Here is a 15890-nt window from a genome sequence, read left to right as displayed (position 1 = left end):
ACCTATTCTTCCGTCTTTTTGATTTTGTGCAGCCTGCGCCACCATTGCGTGAGGCGAGGCTCTTCGCCGTTATCGCGCGGCTGGTAAAAACGCCGTCCTTCAAGTTCTTGCGGCAGATAGGTCTGCTGAATCCAGGAGTCCGGATAGTTGTGGGGATATTTGTATTCTTTGCCGTATCCCCATTCTTTATGCATTTGCGTGGAAGGGTTGCGCAGGTGAAGGGGAACCGGATGCGACCCGTTGAGCTTGATTTCACGCTGCGCGTTAAGGTACGCAGCGTACGTCGCATTGCTTTTGCGCGCCAGCGCCAGGTAGGTCACAGTTTCCGCAAGCGGAATGAAGCCTTCTGGCATGCCGACGAATTCTACGGCCTGCTGGCATGCCACGGCCAGCTGCAAGGCATTGGGATCGGCCAGGCCCACATCTTCAGAGGCGGAAAGAATAAGGCGGCGGCAGATGAAGCGGGGATCTTCGCCGCCTTCAAGAAGGCAGGCCAGGTAGTAGAGGGCCGCGTCCACATCACTTCCACGAATGGACTTGATGAGGGCTGAAGCAAGCTCGTAATGGTTGTCACCGTCCTTGTCGTGGCGCACCAGCACTTCGGGCAGGGCGGCTTTTATATGCTCGATCTCGCGCAAATCAGAGGGCAGGGCTGCCACATATTCCACAAGGTTCAGCAGTGTGCGCGCATCTCCGTGGGCCACTCCTGCCAGAAGTTCGGCCAGCTCGTCAGGCATTTCCACCTGCAGGTCCATCGCACCGCGGCGTGCCAGCTCTACAAGTTCTGTACGGCCCAGCGGGCGGAGGCGGAGCACATGCAAGCGTGAAAGGAGCTGTCGCGTTACACTGAAGGAAGGATTTTCCGTCGTTGTGGCGAGCAGGGTCAGGTCACCCGATTCCACCAGGGGCAGAAAAAAATCCTGCTGGGCTTTGGAAAAGCGGTGCAGTTCATCCAGCACAAGAATTTCAATGCCTGAAAGCGACCGTCGCAGGTGCTGCAATCCGGCTTCGGGCGCACTCAGGCGCAGAAAAGTTTTTCCTGTGCCCTTGGCCAGCAAAAGGGCCAGTGTGGATTTTCCGCAACCCGGGGGGCCAAAAAACAGCAGGCTCGGCAGACGCTTGGCCTGCATGAGGGAACGAAGGCGGCTGCCGAGATGCGTCTGCCCAAGAAAAAGGGCCAGATCATCCGGGCGCATGCGCTCAGGCAGGGGCTTGCTTACACTCATGCCCCAGGCTCCATTTCTGGACAGCTCTTTTCCGGCAGTTGCGAGGCCCACCAGTGCAGCCCCAGGCACAGGGTGGCCGCTGTCTCGCAACGCAGCACACGGGCGCCTAGACTTACCGCAACAAACCCGGACCGCTTGAGCATATCCAGCTCACGTGATGAAAAGCCGCCTTCAGGCCCGATGACATACACGCTCAGACCCGGCTGGCCTGCCAGGGCGGGGGTAAGCATGGGTACATTATCCTGTGCCTCCCACGGCAAAATCCGGTGATCGGCCCCGGCGGCAAGAGTTGCCAGTTCGTCAACCCCATTGGCGAGACCACGTATTTCGGGCAGCCAGGGGTTGCCGCACTGTTTGGCCCCGGCCACAAGCTGACCATGGCACGCCTCTTCGGCTGCGGCTGAAAGTTTGCCCTGGCTGTGGTCGCCCTGCCAAAGCCAGATGCCGTGAGCGCCTAACTCTACGGCCTTTTCCATGAAAAATCCCCGGCGTACAGCCTTGCTGAACGCAAGGGCTATTATCGCACGGGCTTCGGGCAGTGGCAGACGCTCTTCGCTGATGCATTCAAGCTGGACGTTTTTTTTGCCTGCCTTGCGTACAATAAAGCGGCCTTTGCGGCCCCGACCATCCAGCAGGCCCACCTCATTTCCGGGGCCAAGGCGTAAAACCTGACTCAGGTGGCGGGCTTCCTGGTCTTCAAGACAAACTTCCTTTGCCCACTTTTCAGGAGCAAGGTAAAAAAAAGCTAAACTCATGCTACAATGTTTTCCTTGCCTGTTCTTGCCTTCCGCACGGCCTTGAAGCCATCCAGAAGGGAGACGAGGCGTCCGTAGTTCTTACGAATTTCCAGTCCGGCAGGAGTCAGGTTGTCCTCTGGCGGTTCCAGATACTGGCGCTGAAGGTAGCGGTCTCGCAAAATTTTTTCAACGCAGTCAATAACAGCGTCAACCAGCGCCGGAAAGAAGTTGACGATCTCGAATTTCAGTTCGTTGAGCAGGGCCACTGCTTCACTCATCATCTGCCGATAGGTGATGTGTACGCCTTTGCAGGTGCGGGCACACAGGTCCTCAAGAATGCGCACACGTCTGGCTTGCTGGATATAGCTGAAGCGCGTGCATACGTCTTGATAAAGCTCACGCAGCCCGTCAAACACTTCGTCGTTGTCAGGTGAATAGAGGTAGTTGCACAGCACCTTGCTGACATTTGCAAAAAACTCGTCACTGTAACTGATCATGCGGCGTTGGTGCTTGGTGAGCCAGCTGTACAGGAACTTAAGGCGTTTTTCGTGGGTATCGGTGTTTTCCACTACCTCGGTGCGCTTGAAGATGATTCGCCCGGTAAACTCGCCCCGCACAATGTCATTAAGGCGCAAAAACATATTCGAAGTGTCTTTGATAAGATTCAGGCCCTTGAGCGGTTCGCCGGTGAGCGGATGCAGTACTTCCTGGGCCACCACAGAAAGGGCACGGTCCTGGCGCACGTTGCTGGAATCAAAGCTGTGCTGGCGGTATCGTACCCGCAAGATGACCACACGCCGGGGTTTGTCGAGAAAAAAACCGTCACGGTCAATAATTTCAAGCGCCTCGTCGTGATCGGCATCCACAGCCACCAGAGCCACTTTTTCCAGCAGGGGGTACCGCATGTTTTCCCCGGTGGCGGTATACGTTGTAATGGTCCTGTCTGTCTGACCGAGAACGCGCAAAAGAAAATGCTCGCCCATCTTGTGGAGTTTGCGGGAGAATAGGGCGCTGGACGTACGCCGTTCAGACACAATGGGGAAACCGTAAAGCTCCATGAGGTATTGATAGACAAACATGCGGTTTCGCTCATAAATATCGCTGTCACCATAGACAAACTTGCCTATGCGTATGCCGAAGCGCTTGAGTTCGCTATCAATATCGGAAGGAAAAGAGGCAAAAATTCCAGCAAGATGAAATTGGTTGTCAGCATCCCAGGCTAAAACCTGTGCCCTGTCCATATTGAGCAGGTAGGGCATCAATGCCGGATAATTTTCAAGCAGCACCGTGTCAGTGGAACGAAACTGGTGGCGGAATACCTCCTGGTGCATACGCGGCAGACGGGAGGCAAGGGTTTGCAGATTTTGCCCCATTACCTGATTTTCCAGTGGGCAGGAGGCCCCTTCACCTTCTGTTATTACGGGGTGGAGCTTGTCGAACTGGAATATTTCAGAGAAATAGTCGAGCTGGCGGGCAAAGGCCACCATGGCAAAGCCAGGCAGGTCTTTATATTCAAACATGTCATTGTCAAAAGAGGGTAGAAGTTCACGCCCTTCGACAATCGGGTAGTTTTTATTTTCCTGATACGGTTTTACCAGGCAAAATCGTATGTGTACGGCATCAAGAAAATACTTGAGTGACGCAAGGTCGCTTATGGCCACCGGAGCGGACAGGCAGGTTGCGTCCTTCCAGGGGTGACCATTTTTGCTGAAGACCTCTTGCCATTTTATCATCCGCGTATCCTGATACCTGATTTTTTAATTTTTTATACTTATTTTAAAAATAATTCCAGTAGTCACTACAGGTAAATAAGCGTTTTTCGCAATACTGGCTCATTTGGCCTGTTTCGGAATGGCTGAAATTGACTGTCTCCCCGAAAACAGCTGGGTCTCTGCATTGAAACGGCGCAAAAGCAGTTGCCGGGGGCGGTACGCTTTGCTACAAGAAATGTGCTTCCCATATATTCACGCGGCCAGCCCGCCTCACCATAAAACCCGCATCATCATGACTGAAAACACATTGGAAAAGCATATACTCAGTATCGTTTGCAGCGTTTTTGACGCGTATTCCGTTGTATTGTTCCTGCCCGATGAAGAAGGCGAGTTGCATCATCTGGCAGCCTCGTTCAGCCTGGGAGACAAGGTCGGCGGCAATTCCACCGTGCTGCCCGGCAAGGGGCTGGTAGGCTGGATTGTGCGCAATCGACAGCCGCTGCTCGTTCCCAATTTTGACCAGCGTCAGAGCAATCTTGGCTATTATTCCGGTGGCGAAGAAGCCAACATCAAGGCTTTCATGGGCTGCCCCGTGCCCACCGGCGGCGCATTATGCGTTGACAGTAAGAGGCAGTACTCCTTTTCTGACAAAGATCACAAGATACTTCAGATGTTCGCCGAGCTTGTGGCCCGCCAGCAGGGCAGCAGGGGACGTCAGGAGCTTGCCGGGGATATCCCGCGCTACTTTGTGGAACTGGGAGTTATTCAGGATCTGCGCTTCCGCTACAAACGCTGGCCGCAATTTTTGCAAAACTATCTGCGCATTATGGTCGAAGCCACTGGTTTTGACTACTGTGCTTTTGCCTCTGTTGATACGCCGGGCGAAACATACTGCGTTGAGGCCGAATCTGTACGCCTGCTGCTTGACGGACAGGAACCGTTGATTCTGCCCATGGGTAGCGGTATCACGGGCTGGGTTTTTCGTAATGACCAGCCTGTCATGGCCGAAGGCGTAGAAGGTGCGCCCTCGGCGGTGCTTTTCGGCAAACTGCCTGATATGCCGGATTTTCAGGCTGCCATCTGTATGCCGGTTATGGTCAACAAGAGTACACGCGGCGTTTTGTGTCTGGCACATACGCAGCCGCGGCAGATTGATGAATCCATGCGCAGTTTTGTGCGTCAGGCTGTTGATCATCTGGCCCTGTTTCTTGAAAATCTGTATCTCAAGGTCCGTCTTCGCGGCATGCTGCCCAAGGCCAGAGTGCACAGCGACGGACCCCAGGCGTATGACCCGGATAGTGCTCCCATGCCACCAGAGAAAGAATATTAGTCATGTTTTTGCGGCGTCTTTTCCGCTTTTTGTCCAAAGACATCGCTATGGACCTGGGTACGGCCAATACTTTGCTTTACACCAGGGCGCATGGCATTGTTGTCAATGAACCCTCGGTAGTGGCTCTTGATGCGAATACGGGCAAAATTCTGGCTGTGGGAGCTGCCGCCAAGGAATACATCGGTCGCACACCACGGAGTATCCGCGCCGTACGGCCTATGAAAGACGGCGTTATTGCTGATTTTGACGTCACTCGGGCCATGATTTCCTATTTTGTACAAAAGGCCATCAGCGGCCTGCGTCTGGTCAGGCCGTCCATGGCCATCTGTATCCCCACCGGAATTACCCAGGTAGAGAAAAGGGCTGTCATCGATTCCGCCATGTTGGCGGGGGCTGTTGATATTTCCATGATAGAAGAACCTATGGCCGCTGCCATAGGGGCTGACCTGCCCATTCATGAGCCTTTGGGCAACCTGGTGCTGGATATTGGCGGCGGCACAAGCGAAGTGGCTGTTATTACGCTGTCGGGTGTTGCCAACTCCCAGTCCGTCCGGGTGGCTGGCGACACGATGAATCTGGCGGTGCAGCGTTTTATGCGTGACGCCTTTCGTATGGAAGTGGGTGACAATACCGCTGAAAACGTTAAAAAAATCATTGGGGCGGCTGTTCCCATGCCCAATGCACCCATCCTTGAAGTTTCAGGTAAAGACATGGTGCGTGGCTGCCCGCGCGTAGTCAAGGTAACCGAAGCGCATATTCGAGAGGCCCTGCGTGAGCCTGTACAGGCCATTCTGGAAGTTGTCCTGCGCGCTCTCGAAAAAACACCTCCAGAACTGGCGGCAGATATTTACCGCAACGGCATGCTCATGGCTGGCGGCGGTTCACTGCTGAAGGGGCTTGATCAGTATATCTCCCGCGAAACCCGCCTCAAGGTTTTTGTGGACAGGGATCCGCTTACCACCGTACTGCGCGGCACTGCCAGAGCGATGCTTGACCGGGAAACATACCGCTCCGTTTTTATCAATTAGATTGCCTCGACTTCTCTTGCGCCAAGAACACCGCCTGTCGCGAAAAGAGTTTGCAACATTTGCGCGGCCTTCCCGTTGCCTGTCCTGATGTATACATCAAGCGAAGCTTCAAGTTGATCCGCTGAGAGTACATGCTGCCGGCACATAGCAAAAATTTTTTATGCTGCCTGCCGTACCATGGTGGATGTATCAAAATGTTTGCCTACAGTTCAGCAGATCAGGCCGCTTGCTGCTTTATAGCGTTTAACAGCTTGTTACACTTGCGGATCGACGATCTTAAAAGCACAAATCAAGCAGCTGGAAGCGGTGTTGTCTGATTCACATGCGGGTATGCTGAAAATTTGCACATGGCGGTTGATGGCCTTCGGTGATAAACTTTTTCATATTGTGCAAAGAATATATTGCCCTGGGACGGTTCAACGCTGCATAGACAATGGGCAACTGTGATGCCTTTTCACCGCTTTTATGGCCGGAGCGTCCGGCCGGCGGCCATATCCTGTCAGCCAATGTCCAAGGATTTGCCATGATTGATGTTAATTCCATTCGCAAGCGCTGCGTAGATATCGTGCTGCAAAGCGGCGAAATCGTGCGTGAACACTGGTTTCAGCCCAGCAATGTCCGTCACAAGGGCAGTATTGATCTGGTGACCCAGACTGATCTGGCTGTTGAAAATTTTTTGAAAGAAAAACTCGCGGACCTTGTACCAGGAGCATGCTTTTTGGCTGAAGAAAGCAGCCAGGAAGATTCTGCCCCCAAAGATACCTGCTGGATTATCGACCCTGTGGACGGCACGACAAATCTCGTACACCGTATCCCCCAGGTCGGCACATCTGTTGCGTTATGGCATCAAGGACGGGTTGAACTCGGGGTTGTGAACGTGCCGATGCTGCGCCGTTGTTACTGGGCAGCCCGTGGGTATGGTGCGTTTTGTAATGATTCACGCATTGCAGTCAGCGGGGTAGACAGCCTGGGGGACGCTCTTGTGGGTACGGGCTTTCCCTATGATATTGCGGCGCGCCTGCCTGAGGTTATGGAGCGGCTTGCCCTGGTGTTGCCCATTGCCCAGGGAGTGCGGCGTATCGGCGCGGCCTCCATTGACCTTGCCTATGTGGCCTGCGGCAAGCTGGATATTTTTTATGAGGCCGGACTCAAACCCTGGGACTACGCTGCTGGCATGCTGCTGGTCGAAGAGGCGGGCGGGCGTGTAAGCAATCTTAACGGCGATCCGCTGCAATTTGGCGAACCTTTGCTTGCCAGCAACGGACGCCTGCACGCTCTGGCCGTGGACTTGCTAAGCTCTACCAACTGAGGACTTTTGATAGATACCCTGTGGACATCTCCCAGGAGCGGGGTGGGTGGAGTCGTCATGCAGGGAAAAGATACTGTCTTTGTATGGCAGTGCGCATAAGGGGAGAAAGAAGGTCAGCAAAGTGCGTACCCAGCCCCTTGAGTTCATCCCGATCCACCAGCAGGTGCCGGTCCCGGTCGGCGGCCTTGGCGGCAATGATGGTGCGCGGCAGTCTGGCCGTAAACAGATGTAAGAAGGTCATGGCATTTTCAAGGCCTGGGGCTATGAGTCCAAGGGCGGAAATCTGTTTTCCCTCATGGCCCCAGTCGTTGAGCAAAATTTCCCGGACGCGGTATTCACACGCCATGCCTGCTGGTACGCGGCCATGAGATGAAAAACACCAGCCCTGACTGCTCCGTGTCAACAGGGCTTGGCCGTTTCTATCGCTCACAAGCAAGGCCACCGCGCGATGCGGCAGGCGCTGGCGGATGACGTCTTCGTCAGGCAGTATGCATAATGGCCTGTTTTCATTGTCCACCACCTCGAGGCTGTGGGCAGGATTTTTCAGGCCGGTGTAAGGAATCGTTTTCATGAGTATACCCACGGGGCAAGTGTGGCGCATGTTGCGGCTCGATGCGCGGCATGCGGTGGAAATGGCCGCCATTGAGCGGGAGTGTTTTACTCTGCCCTGGTCTGAAGAGCAATGTCGCGCCGCCTTCGGGCAAAAAGCGTTTGCCGCTTTTGGCCTGGGTTGCGAGAATGACCTTGTGGGCTATATCTCCATCTACCACACCGAAGACGAGCTGGAAATACTCAATCTGGCGGTGCGGCCCCATCTGCGACGACAGGGGCATGGTTTGCGCATCCTGCGTACTGTCTTGCGTCTGGCGCGTAAAATGGATATGCATAAAATTCTGCTTGAAGTACGGGATAGTAATACGCCAGCCATTAGCCTGTACGAACGTTGCGGCTTCAAACGCGTCGGCCTGCGCCGTAAGTATTATGCCGATACGGGGGAAGACGCCCTTATTTATCAGTGCGAGCTGAATTCCTGTCAGCTTTAACGCCGCAAGGGGTATGTATGCACAAGATTATCGCTGCAAACTGGAAGATGTACAAAGACCGTACTCAGGCCGCCACAACCGCTGGCGAGCTTGCGGCCGTTTTGCCCGAAATTTTACCTGCGGGACGCGAAGTTATCGTCTTTCCGCCTTTTACCGCCATTGAGAGCGTAGCTCGTGTATTTGACGGTAAAAAAGGGCTGGCTGTGGGCGGGCAGAATTTTTACCCCGCGCCGGAAGGTGCTTTTACGGGTGAAATCTCTATTGATATGCTGCGTGATGTCGGGGCGCAATGGGTGCTTGCCGGACATTCCGAACGCAGGCATGTCTTTGGCGAGAGTGATGAGCTTGTGGCCCGCAAGGCTGTGTTTGCCCTTAGCCATGGCCTCAAAACCATGCTTTGCATAGGGGAAAAACTTGAAGAGCGTGAACAGGGCAGCCTTTATGCTGTACTTGAGCGGCAGCTGACGGCTTTTTTTGAAGCCAGACCCGACGGTATGGCTGGTGAAACCCTGCCGGGGCGCTTGGCCATCGCCTATGAACCCGTGTGGGCCATAGGTACAGGCAAGGTGGCTGGCCCTGGTGAAGTACGTGAGGCGCACGGCGTTACGCGGGCCTTGCTTGAAAGATTTGTGGGTGATTCCGGCAAAAAACTGCCGATTTTGTATGGCGGCAGCGTAAAACCGGATAATGCCGGAGCACTTATCGCCCTTGACAATGTGGATGGTCTTTTGGTAGGAGGAGCCTCTTTAGAGGCGCAAAGCTTCTTACAAATTATCGGGGCCTGATGCCCAACTTCTGGCGCGCCATCGGGCTGTGGCCGGACGGCGAGGAGGAATACGTGCAGACTCTTATTCTTACGCTGCATATCATTGTATGCGTGTTGCTTGTTATCCTTGTACTCCTGCAGTCGGGCAAGGAGGGCATGGGCGTCATATTCGGCGGAGGCAATACTTCTGTTTTCGGCAGCGGCGGCGCTGGCGGCATACTTGCCAAGCTGACCACGCTCATGGCCGTGATATTTGTCATCACTTCGCTGAGCTATACCTATGTGAGCAGCTCGCGCCCCAGCAGCGAATCTACAATTCTTAACGTGAAGATTGAGGATCCCGTTGCGCCGAAACCGGCTCCTGCGCCGATTGAGTCGGCACTTCCCGGCACGACCGCGCCGGCTGAAACCCAGAGTGCTCCTGCCGAGGCTCCGGCAGCGCCTGCGGGACAATAAGACTTTCTCCCGATCAAACTGAAAAGCCGCGGCGTGCCGCGGCTTTTTTTTCAGGCAATTTCTAGCAGGAGGTGAAATGTGAGCAACTCCGAATCGTTTGGCGAAAACCCTTTTCGTTCTCTTGCTGCCGGAAAATTTCCGGACAAAGATAAAAAGCGTCAACCTGGCAACGGCTTCGCTCAGGACAGGTCGCGTCGTATCAGCCATGCCAGCCTGTCTAGAGGGCAGACCGCAACGGCTGGTGGCAGCCTCGATACCGAAGATTGCGAGCTTTTTTTGAATGCTGTTGGTCTGGTCTGTCCTGCGGGAAAAGGTGGCGCAAAAAGAAAGAAAAAAAACACGGAGCACTCCGGCACGTTTCTTTTTGAGGAGCACTGTTCTTTGCCATGCCAACAGTCCACAAACAAAGGCAAAAAAAATAATTCGGTCATATGTGCTGCTGCTCGAAAAAATTCTTCTGAACCGGAAAAAAACTCGTTGCAGGGCCGTGGGCTGGAGAGGCCGGGTATGAAAAAAAATATCGGCAAGCCCGGTCATACCTGCAAAATTAAGGAAATTTGCGCAGATGCGGCTGAAGAGAATGGTAATTCCAGCCGAAGCGAAGATGAAGACGCCATTTTTATGCAGGCCATGGGGCAGGTGCAACCCCTTCAAGGCCGTGGCCGCGACATTGCCCCTGCTCCTGAGGCAGGAACTCCGCCACCGCAAGGGCAGCTTAGCTTGCAGGACTTTATGGAGGGCAAACTGGAATTTGCCCTGTCCTTTACGGATGAATACATTGAAGGTCATGTGGTCGGGCTTGACCAGATGATAATGAACAAGCTGCGGGCAGGTTCGCTCAGCCCGGAAGGCCACCTTGATCTGCACGGCCTTAACGCCGTACAGGCCTTTGAAGCACTGCGAGGTTTTTTACGTGGCAGTTGGTATAAAGGATTGCGTACCGTCCTGGTCGTTCCCGGGCGTGGACGCAATTCGCCTGACGGCATCGGCATCTTGCGCGAAAAGCTGCAACTCTGGCTGACCCAGGAACCACTCAAAAGGGTAGTGCTGGCATTCTGCACGGCGCAACCACATGACGGCGGGCCTGGCAGCGTTTATGTACTACTGCGGAAATATCGCAAAAAAGGACGTATTTACTGGGAACGATTGCCAGCGGATTCCGACCTGTATTAGGGCAGATAATTCTTGAACAGTCTTTGGCTAGCCCGAGGCGGTTACAATACAACGGGCTGGCCCGTACGTGACTCCCATTATCCAGCACGGGCCGGTATCGCTGGTGGCAGTGGCGGCGTGGAGAGAGAGCCGGACGAAGAGAAGAAGCCCCGCAGCCCTCGCCGGCTGCATGATAATTAAAAATCCAGGGAGGCTCTCCAGAAAGAGTGCAAAAAGGGCTTCGGAGGGGGACAGGTCCTGGCAGACTTCTTTTGCCGCCCACCGGGTGGCCGGTCCAAACGAAAACAGGGCGGGAACTTCAAGCGTTAATTGCCTCGGGATTATTTTATGCAGGCAGGCGGCAGTATGCAGCGAGGCGGCGGGCATGAAAGCTGTACCCGGGGAAAACGGAGTTAGGCACGATGTTACCGGTATGATTGACAGGTTTCTGGTCGTTGGCTCTGTCTTGATTTGCAGCGCTTGCGACAATGATACATGCACTCTGGAACTATTCGCTACACAGTCTTTTGGGCCTGCCAGCGGCGCATATCCTGTCCAGCAGCCTGTCGTAATAAGGATCATCCTGTTCGATACACATGTGCCGTTGATAGCGCATACGGGTGCGTGCAACCATAAATTGGAGCTTTTGCATCTGCCGTACACGTTCCTGCTCGTCTTCACATTGATCCAGCAGATCAACCAGCCGGTTCAGCTCTTTGCGCTCCGCCAATTCCGGAGGCAGATAACCGGCATTTCGCAGAATTTTGTAGGCCATGCGTAAGTCTTCCGGCACATGGCTCATATCTTCAAGTTCAAGAGGGCGCCCTTGCCCCGGCAGGTTATCAAAGGCCCCTCGGGACCGCGCCTCCTCGATACGCCGCTCGGCAATGAACTGGAGGGCGGACCATGGGTTGCCGTTAGCCACGGCTGTTTTTTCCTTCGTCGTGTTTGTCGGGGCTTTCGCCTTGCTCCGCGCTTCCGGGTTGTGCGCCCCAGAGTTTTTTCCATTCCATAAGTGTTTTAAGGGCATCAAGAGGGCTTAATTCTTCCGGTTCGATCTGGCGCAGCAACTCTATCACGGGATGTTCGGATCGTGGAGGAGCCGCCTGCAGAACAGGCATGTCTTCTTCGGGGCCGGTCTCAGGGAGGTCAATGCCAGGCAGGCACACGGCCGAAACAACCGCTTTTCGCGCTACATCACGTCCGCGTTCAAGATTTGTCAGAATGGCTCTGGCACGCTGCACTACGGGGCCGGGTACGCCAGCCAGTCTTGCCACTTCAACGCCATAGCTTCTGTCAGCAGGGCCGGGAACGAGCTTGTGCAGGAAAAGAATATCACCGCTGTACTCGCTGATGGCAATGTTCATTGTAAAAACGCCATCTACCCGGCCTTCAAGGGCAGTAAGTTCGTGGTAATGTGTGGCGAAGAGGGTGCGTAACTCCCCTTGGGCGCGACGGGAAAGGTCTTCGACCATGGCCCATGCCAGAGCCACTCCGTCATAGGTGCTGGTGCCGCGGCCTATTTCATCCAGAATAATGAGGCTGCGCTTTGTGGCCTGACGCAGAATGCGCGCAGTCTCCATCATTTCCACCATAAAGGTGCTCTGCCCCTGTGCCAGGTTGTCAGAAGCACCTACGCGGGAAAAAAGTCTGTCCACAAGGCCAAGGCGGGCAGATGTGGCAGGAACCATTGACCCCATCTGTGCCAGAAGGCATATGATGGCTACCTGACGCAACACGGTGGATTTGCCCGCCATGTTGGGACCGGTAAGCAGGCACAGGCGGCGCTTTTCATCCAGCCTGAAATCATTGGGGACAAAATTGGCGCGCCCGATCATGGCTTCTACCACAGGGTGTCGCCCTTCGCGGATGGTCAGGTTGCCGTCAGTTTCAAGCCCGGGCCTGCACCAGTTGTTCAGGCGGCCTACCTGCGCAAGGCTTTGCCAATAATCCAGATGTGCTATCAGCTGAGCCATGTGGGCGATACGTTCCCGCTGATCGGCCATATGCTGGCGCAAATCCTGAAACAGGGTATATTCCAGCGCCTTGCGTTTGTCTGAAGCGGAAAGCAGCTCTTCTTCAAGATTCTTCAGGGCCTCAGTGGTAAAGCGCTCGGCATTGGCAAGGCTTTGGCGGCGGATGAAGTGGTAAGGCACAGTACCGCTGTGGGCGGCCCGTGACACTTCAAAGTAGTAGCCAAACACACGGTTATAGCCCAGCTTGAGCTTGGCAATGCCCGTGGTTGACTGTTCTTCGGCCAGCATGGCTTGCAGTTTTTGTTCGCCGTGCTCGGCCAGGTCCAGCAGTCTGTCCAGCTCGGCGTTATAGCCGCTTTTAAAGAGGCCTCCGTCAGTAATGACCGGTGGCGGGTTGTCTACAAGGGCGCTTTGCAGAAGTTGTACGCAGTCCTCCATAGCGTCCCAGGTCTTGAGAAGCTCGGTCAGGGCGCGGGGCTGCGTAAGGCCGTTTTCTTGCGAAGTGTTTTCTGAGGCGTCTTTTTCCTGATCCGGGCGCAGCAAGAGAGACGTTGTGGGTTCGGTAAGATCTGTAAAAATTTGCGGCAGGGCAGCCAGGCTGTTGCGCAGGGCTATAAAGTCGCGTGGGCTGCCCTGATTGAGGCTGATGCGCGTGGAAAGGCGTTCCATATCATATACGCCGTTAAGAGCTTCGCGCAGTGCGGTCCGGCGGCCGTCATCGACATAGAACCATTCCACAGCGTCCTGGATACGAACTATGGGGGAAATTTCCCGCCAGGGGTGGCGCAACATGTCTTCCAGCAGGCGGCCGCCCATCGGCGTCATGGTCTCATCCAGCACATGGCGCAAGGTTCCCTTGCCCTTGCGCCCGTTCAGGCGGGTGAAAATTTCCAGATTGCGTTCTGTAACTTCATCGATAATAAGTCTGCGGCTCAAATCCAGGCGCAGGAAGGGCTGCAGGTGTTCAGGGCTGCGCATTTGTGTTTGCGCAAGGTATGCAAGCAATGCGCCGCACGCTCGCATGATTTCCTCACGGCCTTCAAGCCCAAGAGCGGCGGCTTCACGCACTCCTTGCGCAGCCAGCACACGTTCGGTAGAGCGTTTGAGATCAAAACGGCTTAGCGGCAGGCGCACAAGGCGTATACCCTCAAGCAAAGTGCGGGCGGGCGGTTGGAAACCTTCAGGCACAAGAAGTTCGCGGGGGGCCATTTTTAGCACCCACTGCCATAGCTCTGTCTGTCGTCTGAAATCCACGCCTGACCATTGACCGGTGGAAACGTCCAGCCATGCAAAGCCGCCCTTTTCAGCGTCGCTTCCGGGGCAGAGTGCGCCAAGGTAGTTATGGCTTTTGGTGCTCAGGTTGGCGTCATCAAGGACGGTTCCGGGAGTCTTGACGCTGGTTACAGCTCTTTTCACCAGTCCCTTTGAGGTTTTGGGGTCTTCTACCTGATCGCAGATGGCAATATGATAGCCTTTGTCCACAAGCTGCGCCACGTACGTGTCTACGGCATGCCAGGGAACACCGCACATGGGGATGGGATTGTTCGGGTCCCTGCTGCGACTGGTGAGGGTTATCTGCAGTTCACGCGCCGCAAGTTCTGCATCGTCAAAGAAAAGCTCATAAAAGTCGCCCATGCGATAAAAAAGCAGAGCATCAGGGTAGTCGGCCTTGATGCTCATGTAGTGTTCAAACATGGGGGTCATCTTGAAAGTGGGTTCAGACATGGCAGTGCTTTATGGCAAAAGGGAGTGTGAGATCCGCGTGAGCAACAGCGGAGCAGCCAGCATATATCGCGTGGCCTGCTCCGCTGTTCGACACCGCCGTGATTTTTCAGCAGTGCCCGGAAAACAGAAACGGCTATTGCTTGTCAGGGTCAGGAGCAAGGGATTCTTCCGCGGTTGAAACCGGCCTGGCTACAGTCGGAGCCGGCTGCACGGCATCGGTTTTTTCCTTGTTCCGATGAAAAAAGCTCCGCTTTGCAGTTTCCATGTCGGCCTTTTTGCGCAGTTGGGCCATTTCGCGTTCAAGGCTGCTGATGTGCCATTTGTGCTTCATCAGGCGGGCCGAGAGGTTCAGCTTGTCCCATACAAGGAAGCTCAGGGTGAGCAGCGCGCCCAGGGCGAAAGCTACAATCACCAGAAAATAGAACGGCAGCGGAATGGAATGCATGGGCGGAATAAAGAAAAGGTGAAGCGTCAACACCATGTCCTGCGAAAGAGGCCCCTGATTCTGAAAAAAGAACACAAGGGCAAGAAAAAAGACGATGGCCAGCAAGAGAACCTTGATATACCGCATAGACACACTCCTCTCAGGCTAAAGCTATCTCAAAAAATTCACGGGCTTTTTGAGAATGCCGCCCGCCCATGAGGGGCACAGCTTGCGCTCTCCAGCCGAATTTTTTACGCCGCCCGGCGTAAAAAACACTTCCTTCGCCACTGATTCCGTCAACTGTTCCGCTGCGGACTGCAACCTTCCTGATGGGGCGAGGAACCGGCGCTGTATGGCTCCCCAGCCAAAGCGCCATTCGTGAAATATGGTTTCAACGCCGCATAGCTGCGGCTTAGGTGTTCAGGCATTGTACGCACTTCGTCAAAGACCGCCATGAAGGACGAGTCTCCGTTCCAACGCGGGACCAGGTGAAAATGCATGTGTTCCCTGATTCCAGCTCCGGCAGCTTCGCCCTGATTGAGGCCGATATTGATACCTTCACAGTTAAAGTGTTTCTTTAATATTGTGGCGCATATTTGAAGAAGATCCATAATTTCATGGGTTTCAGTAGTGTCCAGGTCGGCAATGTTCATGACATGCCTGTAAGGACAAACCATAAGATGCCCGTTATTATACGGAAATTTGTTCATGATGACAAAGGCATGCCGCCCCCTGTAAAGGACGAGGCGCTGTTCGTCCTCCTGGGGGCCGGCGGGAAGACAGAACACACAGGTGTCCGGCTTTGGTCCAAGAATGTACTCAATACGCCAAGGTGCCCACAATTGTTTCATAGTTTTTTTCTATACACCGCCTGATCATCAGGAGCAAGCGGAAAACCAGTCTGGCATAAAATGTTGATTGTAATATGAGCAATATATTCAATACATTATGCGTGCAATAAATTCAATCAAAGTGAGTTGTCCGCAAGGATATGCCCGCGCGAAAA

Annotated in this window: 15 protein-coding genes; 7 read left to right on the top strand and 8 right to left on the bottom strand. The window is 54.4% G+C overall.

Annotation, left to right across the window (positions count from 1 at the left end; translation table 11 throughout):
* Positions 1–2: 2 nt before the first annotated feature.
* Genes ACZ495_RS05120 through ACZ495_RS05110 form a run of 3 tightly spaced genes read right to left on the bottom strand, consistent with a single transcriptional unit; the run spans position 3 to position 3696 of the window.
* Complete coding sequence (locus ACZ495_RS05120) at positions 3–1226, bottom strand: replication-associated recombination protein A (protein ID WP_012624797.1); 1224 nt, start codon at positions 1224–1226, stop codon at positions 3–5.
* A complete protein-coding gene (locus ACZ495_RS05115) occupies positions 1223–1981 on the bottom strand; it encodes a 16S rRNA (uracil(1498)-N(3))-methyltransferase (protein WP_012624798.1) in 759 nt (252 codons plus the stop codon). The genes ACZ495_RS05120 and ACZ495_RS05115 overlap by 4 nt, the downstream gene beginning before the upstream one ends.
* Positions 1978–3696: a hypothetical protein gene (locus ACZ495_RS05110; protein WP_464262756.1), complete on the bottom strand. Its 1719-nt coding sequence runs from the start codon at positions 3694–3696 to the stop codon at positions 1978–1980. The genes ACZ495_RS05115 and ACZ495_RS05110 overlap by 4 nt, the downstream gene beginning before the upstream one ends.
* A gap of 271 nt (positions 3697–3967) precedes the next feature.
* On the opposite strand from ACZ495_RS05110, the gene ACZ495_RS05105 reads away from it, so the two are divergent.
* From ACZ495_RS05105 to ACZ495_RS05095, 3 genes are all read left to right on the top strand, one after another.
* Positions 3968–5005: a GAF domain-containing protein gene (locus ACZ495_RS05105; protein WP_041724792.1), complete on the top strand. Its 1038-nt coding sequence runs from the start codon at positions 3968–3970 to the stop codon at positions 5003–5005.
* A gap of 2 nt (positions 5006–5007) precedes the next feature.
* Positions 5008–6033 carry a rod shape-determining protein gene (gene mreB, locus ACZ495_RS05100; protein WP_394027528.1) on the top strand — a complete coding sequence of 342 codons (1026 nt, stop codon included), beginning with the start codon at positions 5008–5010 and terminating at the stop codon, positions 6031–6033.
* Positions 6034–6556: 523 nt separating this feature from the next.
* Complete coding sequence (locus ACZ495_RS05095; protein ID WP_012624802.1) at positions 6557–7342, top strand: inositol monophosphatase family protein; 786 nt, start codon at positions 6557–6559, stop codon at positions 7340–7342.
* A gap of 55 nt (positions 7343–7397) precedes the next feature.
* On the opposite strand, the gene ACZ495_RS05090 is transcribed toward ACZ495_RS05095, so the two are convergent.
* Positions 7398–7913, bottom strand: coding sequence for an NUDIX hydrolase (locus ACZ495_RS05090; protein WP_464262755.1), 516 nt, complete (start codon positions 7911–7913; stop codon positions 7398–7400).
* On the opposite strand from ACZ495_RS05090, the gene rimI reads away from it, so the two are divergent.
* The 4 genes from rimI (at position 7912) to ACZ495_RS05070 (ending at position 10780) form a co-directional block, all read left to right on the top strand.
* The gene (gene rimI / locus ACZ495_RS05085) at positions 7912–8385 is read left to right on the top strand and encodes a ribosomal protein S18-alanine N-acetyltransferase (RefSeq protein WP_041724050.1); all 474 of its coding nucleotides are present in this window, start codon (positions 7912–7914) and stop codon (positions 8383–8385) included. The genes ACZ495_RS05090 and rimI overlap by 2 nt on opposite strands.
* 17 nt (positions 8386–8402) lie before the next feature.
* Positions 8403–9170, top strand: coding sequence for a triose-phosphate isomerase (tpiA, locus tag ACZ495_RS05080; RefSeq protein WP_012624805.1), 768 nt, complete (start codon positions 8403–8405; stop codon positions 9168–9170).
* 53 nt (positions 9171–9223) lie between these two features.
* Entirely contained in the window at positions 9224–9607 is a 384-nt protein-coding gene (secG, locus tag ACZ495_RS05075) for a preprotein translocase subunit SecG (protein ID WP_041724793.1), read from the top strand.
* Between the two features lie 507 nt (positions 9608–10114).
* Positions 10115–10780, top strand: a complete 666-nt coding sequence (locus tag ACZ495_RS05070) for a Smr/MutS family protein (RefSeq protein ID WP_232088714.1) — start codon at positions 10115–10117, stop codon at positions 10778–10780.
* 487 nt (positions 10781–11267) lie between these two features.
* On the opposite strand, the gene ACZ495_RS05065 is transcribed toward ACZ495_RS05070, so the two are convergent.
* From ACZ495_RS05065 to ACZ495_RS05050, 4 genes are all read right to left on the bottom strand, one after another.
* Positions 11268–11684, bottom strand: a complete 417-nt coding sequence (locus ACZ495_RS05065; protein WP_012624809.1) for a DnaJ family domain-containing protein — start codon at positions 11682–11684, stop codon at positions 11268–11270.
* The gene (gene mutS / locus ACZ495_RS05060) at positions 11677–14460 is read right to left on the bottom strand and encodes a DNA mismatch repair protein MutS (protein WP_464262754.1); all 2784 of its coding nucleotides are present in this window, start codon (positions 14458–14460) and stop codon (positions 11677–11679) included. The genes ACZ495_RS05065 and mutS overlap by 8 nt, the downstream gene beginning before the upstream one ends.
* A 133-nt stretch (positions 14461–14593) precedes the next feature.
* Positions 14594–15031, bottom strand: a complete 438-nt coding sequence (locus ACZ495_RS05055) for a LapA family protein (protein WP_012624811.1) — start codon at positions 15029–15031, stop codon at positions 14594–14596.
* 149 nt (positions 15032–15180) lie between these two features.
* Positions 15181–15735: an HIT family protein gene (locus tag ACZ495_RS05050; protein WP_296985842.1), complete on the bottom strand. Its 555-nt coding sequence runs from the start codon at positions 15733–15735 to the stop codon at positions 15181–15183.
* Positions 15736–15890 lie beyond the last annotated feature (155 nt).

This window comes from Desulfovibrio sp. GTC20076, assembly GCF_055385905.1.
The sequence above is the reverse complement of the archived record's forward strand: the minus strand, read 5'-3'. Positions and strand labels throughout refer to the sequence as shown.

Excerpts from the sequence above, each read along its gene's own strand:
- rimI (WP_041724050.1), top strand. The coding sequence starts at position 7,912 with ATGAGTATACCCACGGGGCAAGTGTGGCGCATGTTGCGGCTCGATGCG.
- ACZ495_RS05120 (WP_012624797.1), bottom strand. The coding sequence starts at position 1,226 with ATGAGTGTAAGCAAGCCCCTGCCTGAGCGCATGCGCCCGGATGATCTG.
- ACZ495_RS05070 (WP_232088714.1), top strand. The coding sequence starts at position 10,115 with ATGAAAAAAAATATCGGCAAGCCCGGTCATACCTGCAAAATTAAGGAA.
- ACZ495_RS05095 (WP_012624802.1), top strand. The coding sequence starts at position 6,557 with ATGATTGATGTTAATTCCATTCGCAAGCGCTGCGTAGATATCGTGCTG.
- mreB (WP_394027528.1), top strand. The coding sequence starts at position 5,008 with ATGTTTTTGCGGCGTCTTTTCCGCTTTTTGTCCAAAGACATCGCTATG.
- ACZ495_RS05115 (WP_012624798.1), bottom strand. The coding sequence starts at position 1,981 with ATGAGTTTAGCTTTTTTTTACCTTGCTCCTGAAAAGTGGGCAAAGGAA.
- mutS (WP_464262754.1), bottom strand. The coding sequence starts at position 14,460 with ATGTCTGAACCCACTTTCAAGATGACCCCCATGTTTGAACACTACATG.
- ACZ495_RS05110 (WP_464262756.1), bottom strand. The coding sequence starts at position 3,696 with ATGATAAAATGGCAAGAGGTCTTCAGCAAAAATGGTCACCCCTGGAAG.
- ACZ495_RS05050 (WP_296985842.1), bottom strand. The coding sequence starts at position 15,735 with ATGAAACAATTGTGGGCACCTTGGCGTATTGAGTACATTCTTGGACCA.
- ACZ495_RS05090 (WP_464262755.1), bottom strand. The coding sequence starts at position 7,913 with ATGAAAACGATTCCTTACACCGGCCTGAAAAATCCTGCCCACAGCCTC.
- ACZ495_RS05055 (WP_012624811.1), bottom strand. The coding sequence starts at position 15,031 with ATGCGGTATATCAAGGTTCTCTTGCTGGCCATCGTCTTTTTTCTTGCC.
- tpiA (WP_012624805.1), top strand. The coding sequence starts at position 8,403 with ATGCACAAGATTATCGCTGCAAACTGGAAGATGTACAAAGACCGTACT.
- ACZ495_RS05105 (WP_041724792.1), top strand. The coding sequence starts at position 3,968 with ATGACTGAAAACACATTGGAAAAGCATATACTCAGTATCGTTTGCAGC.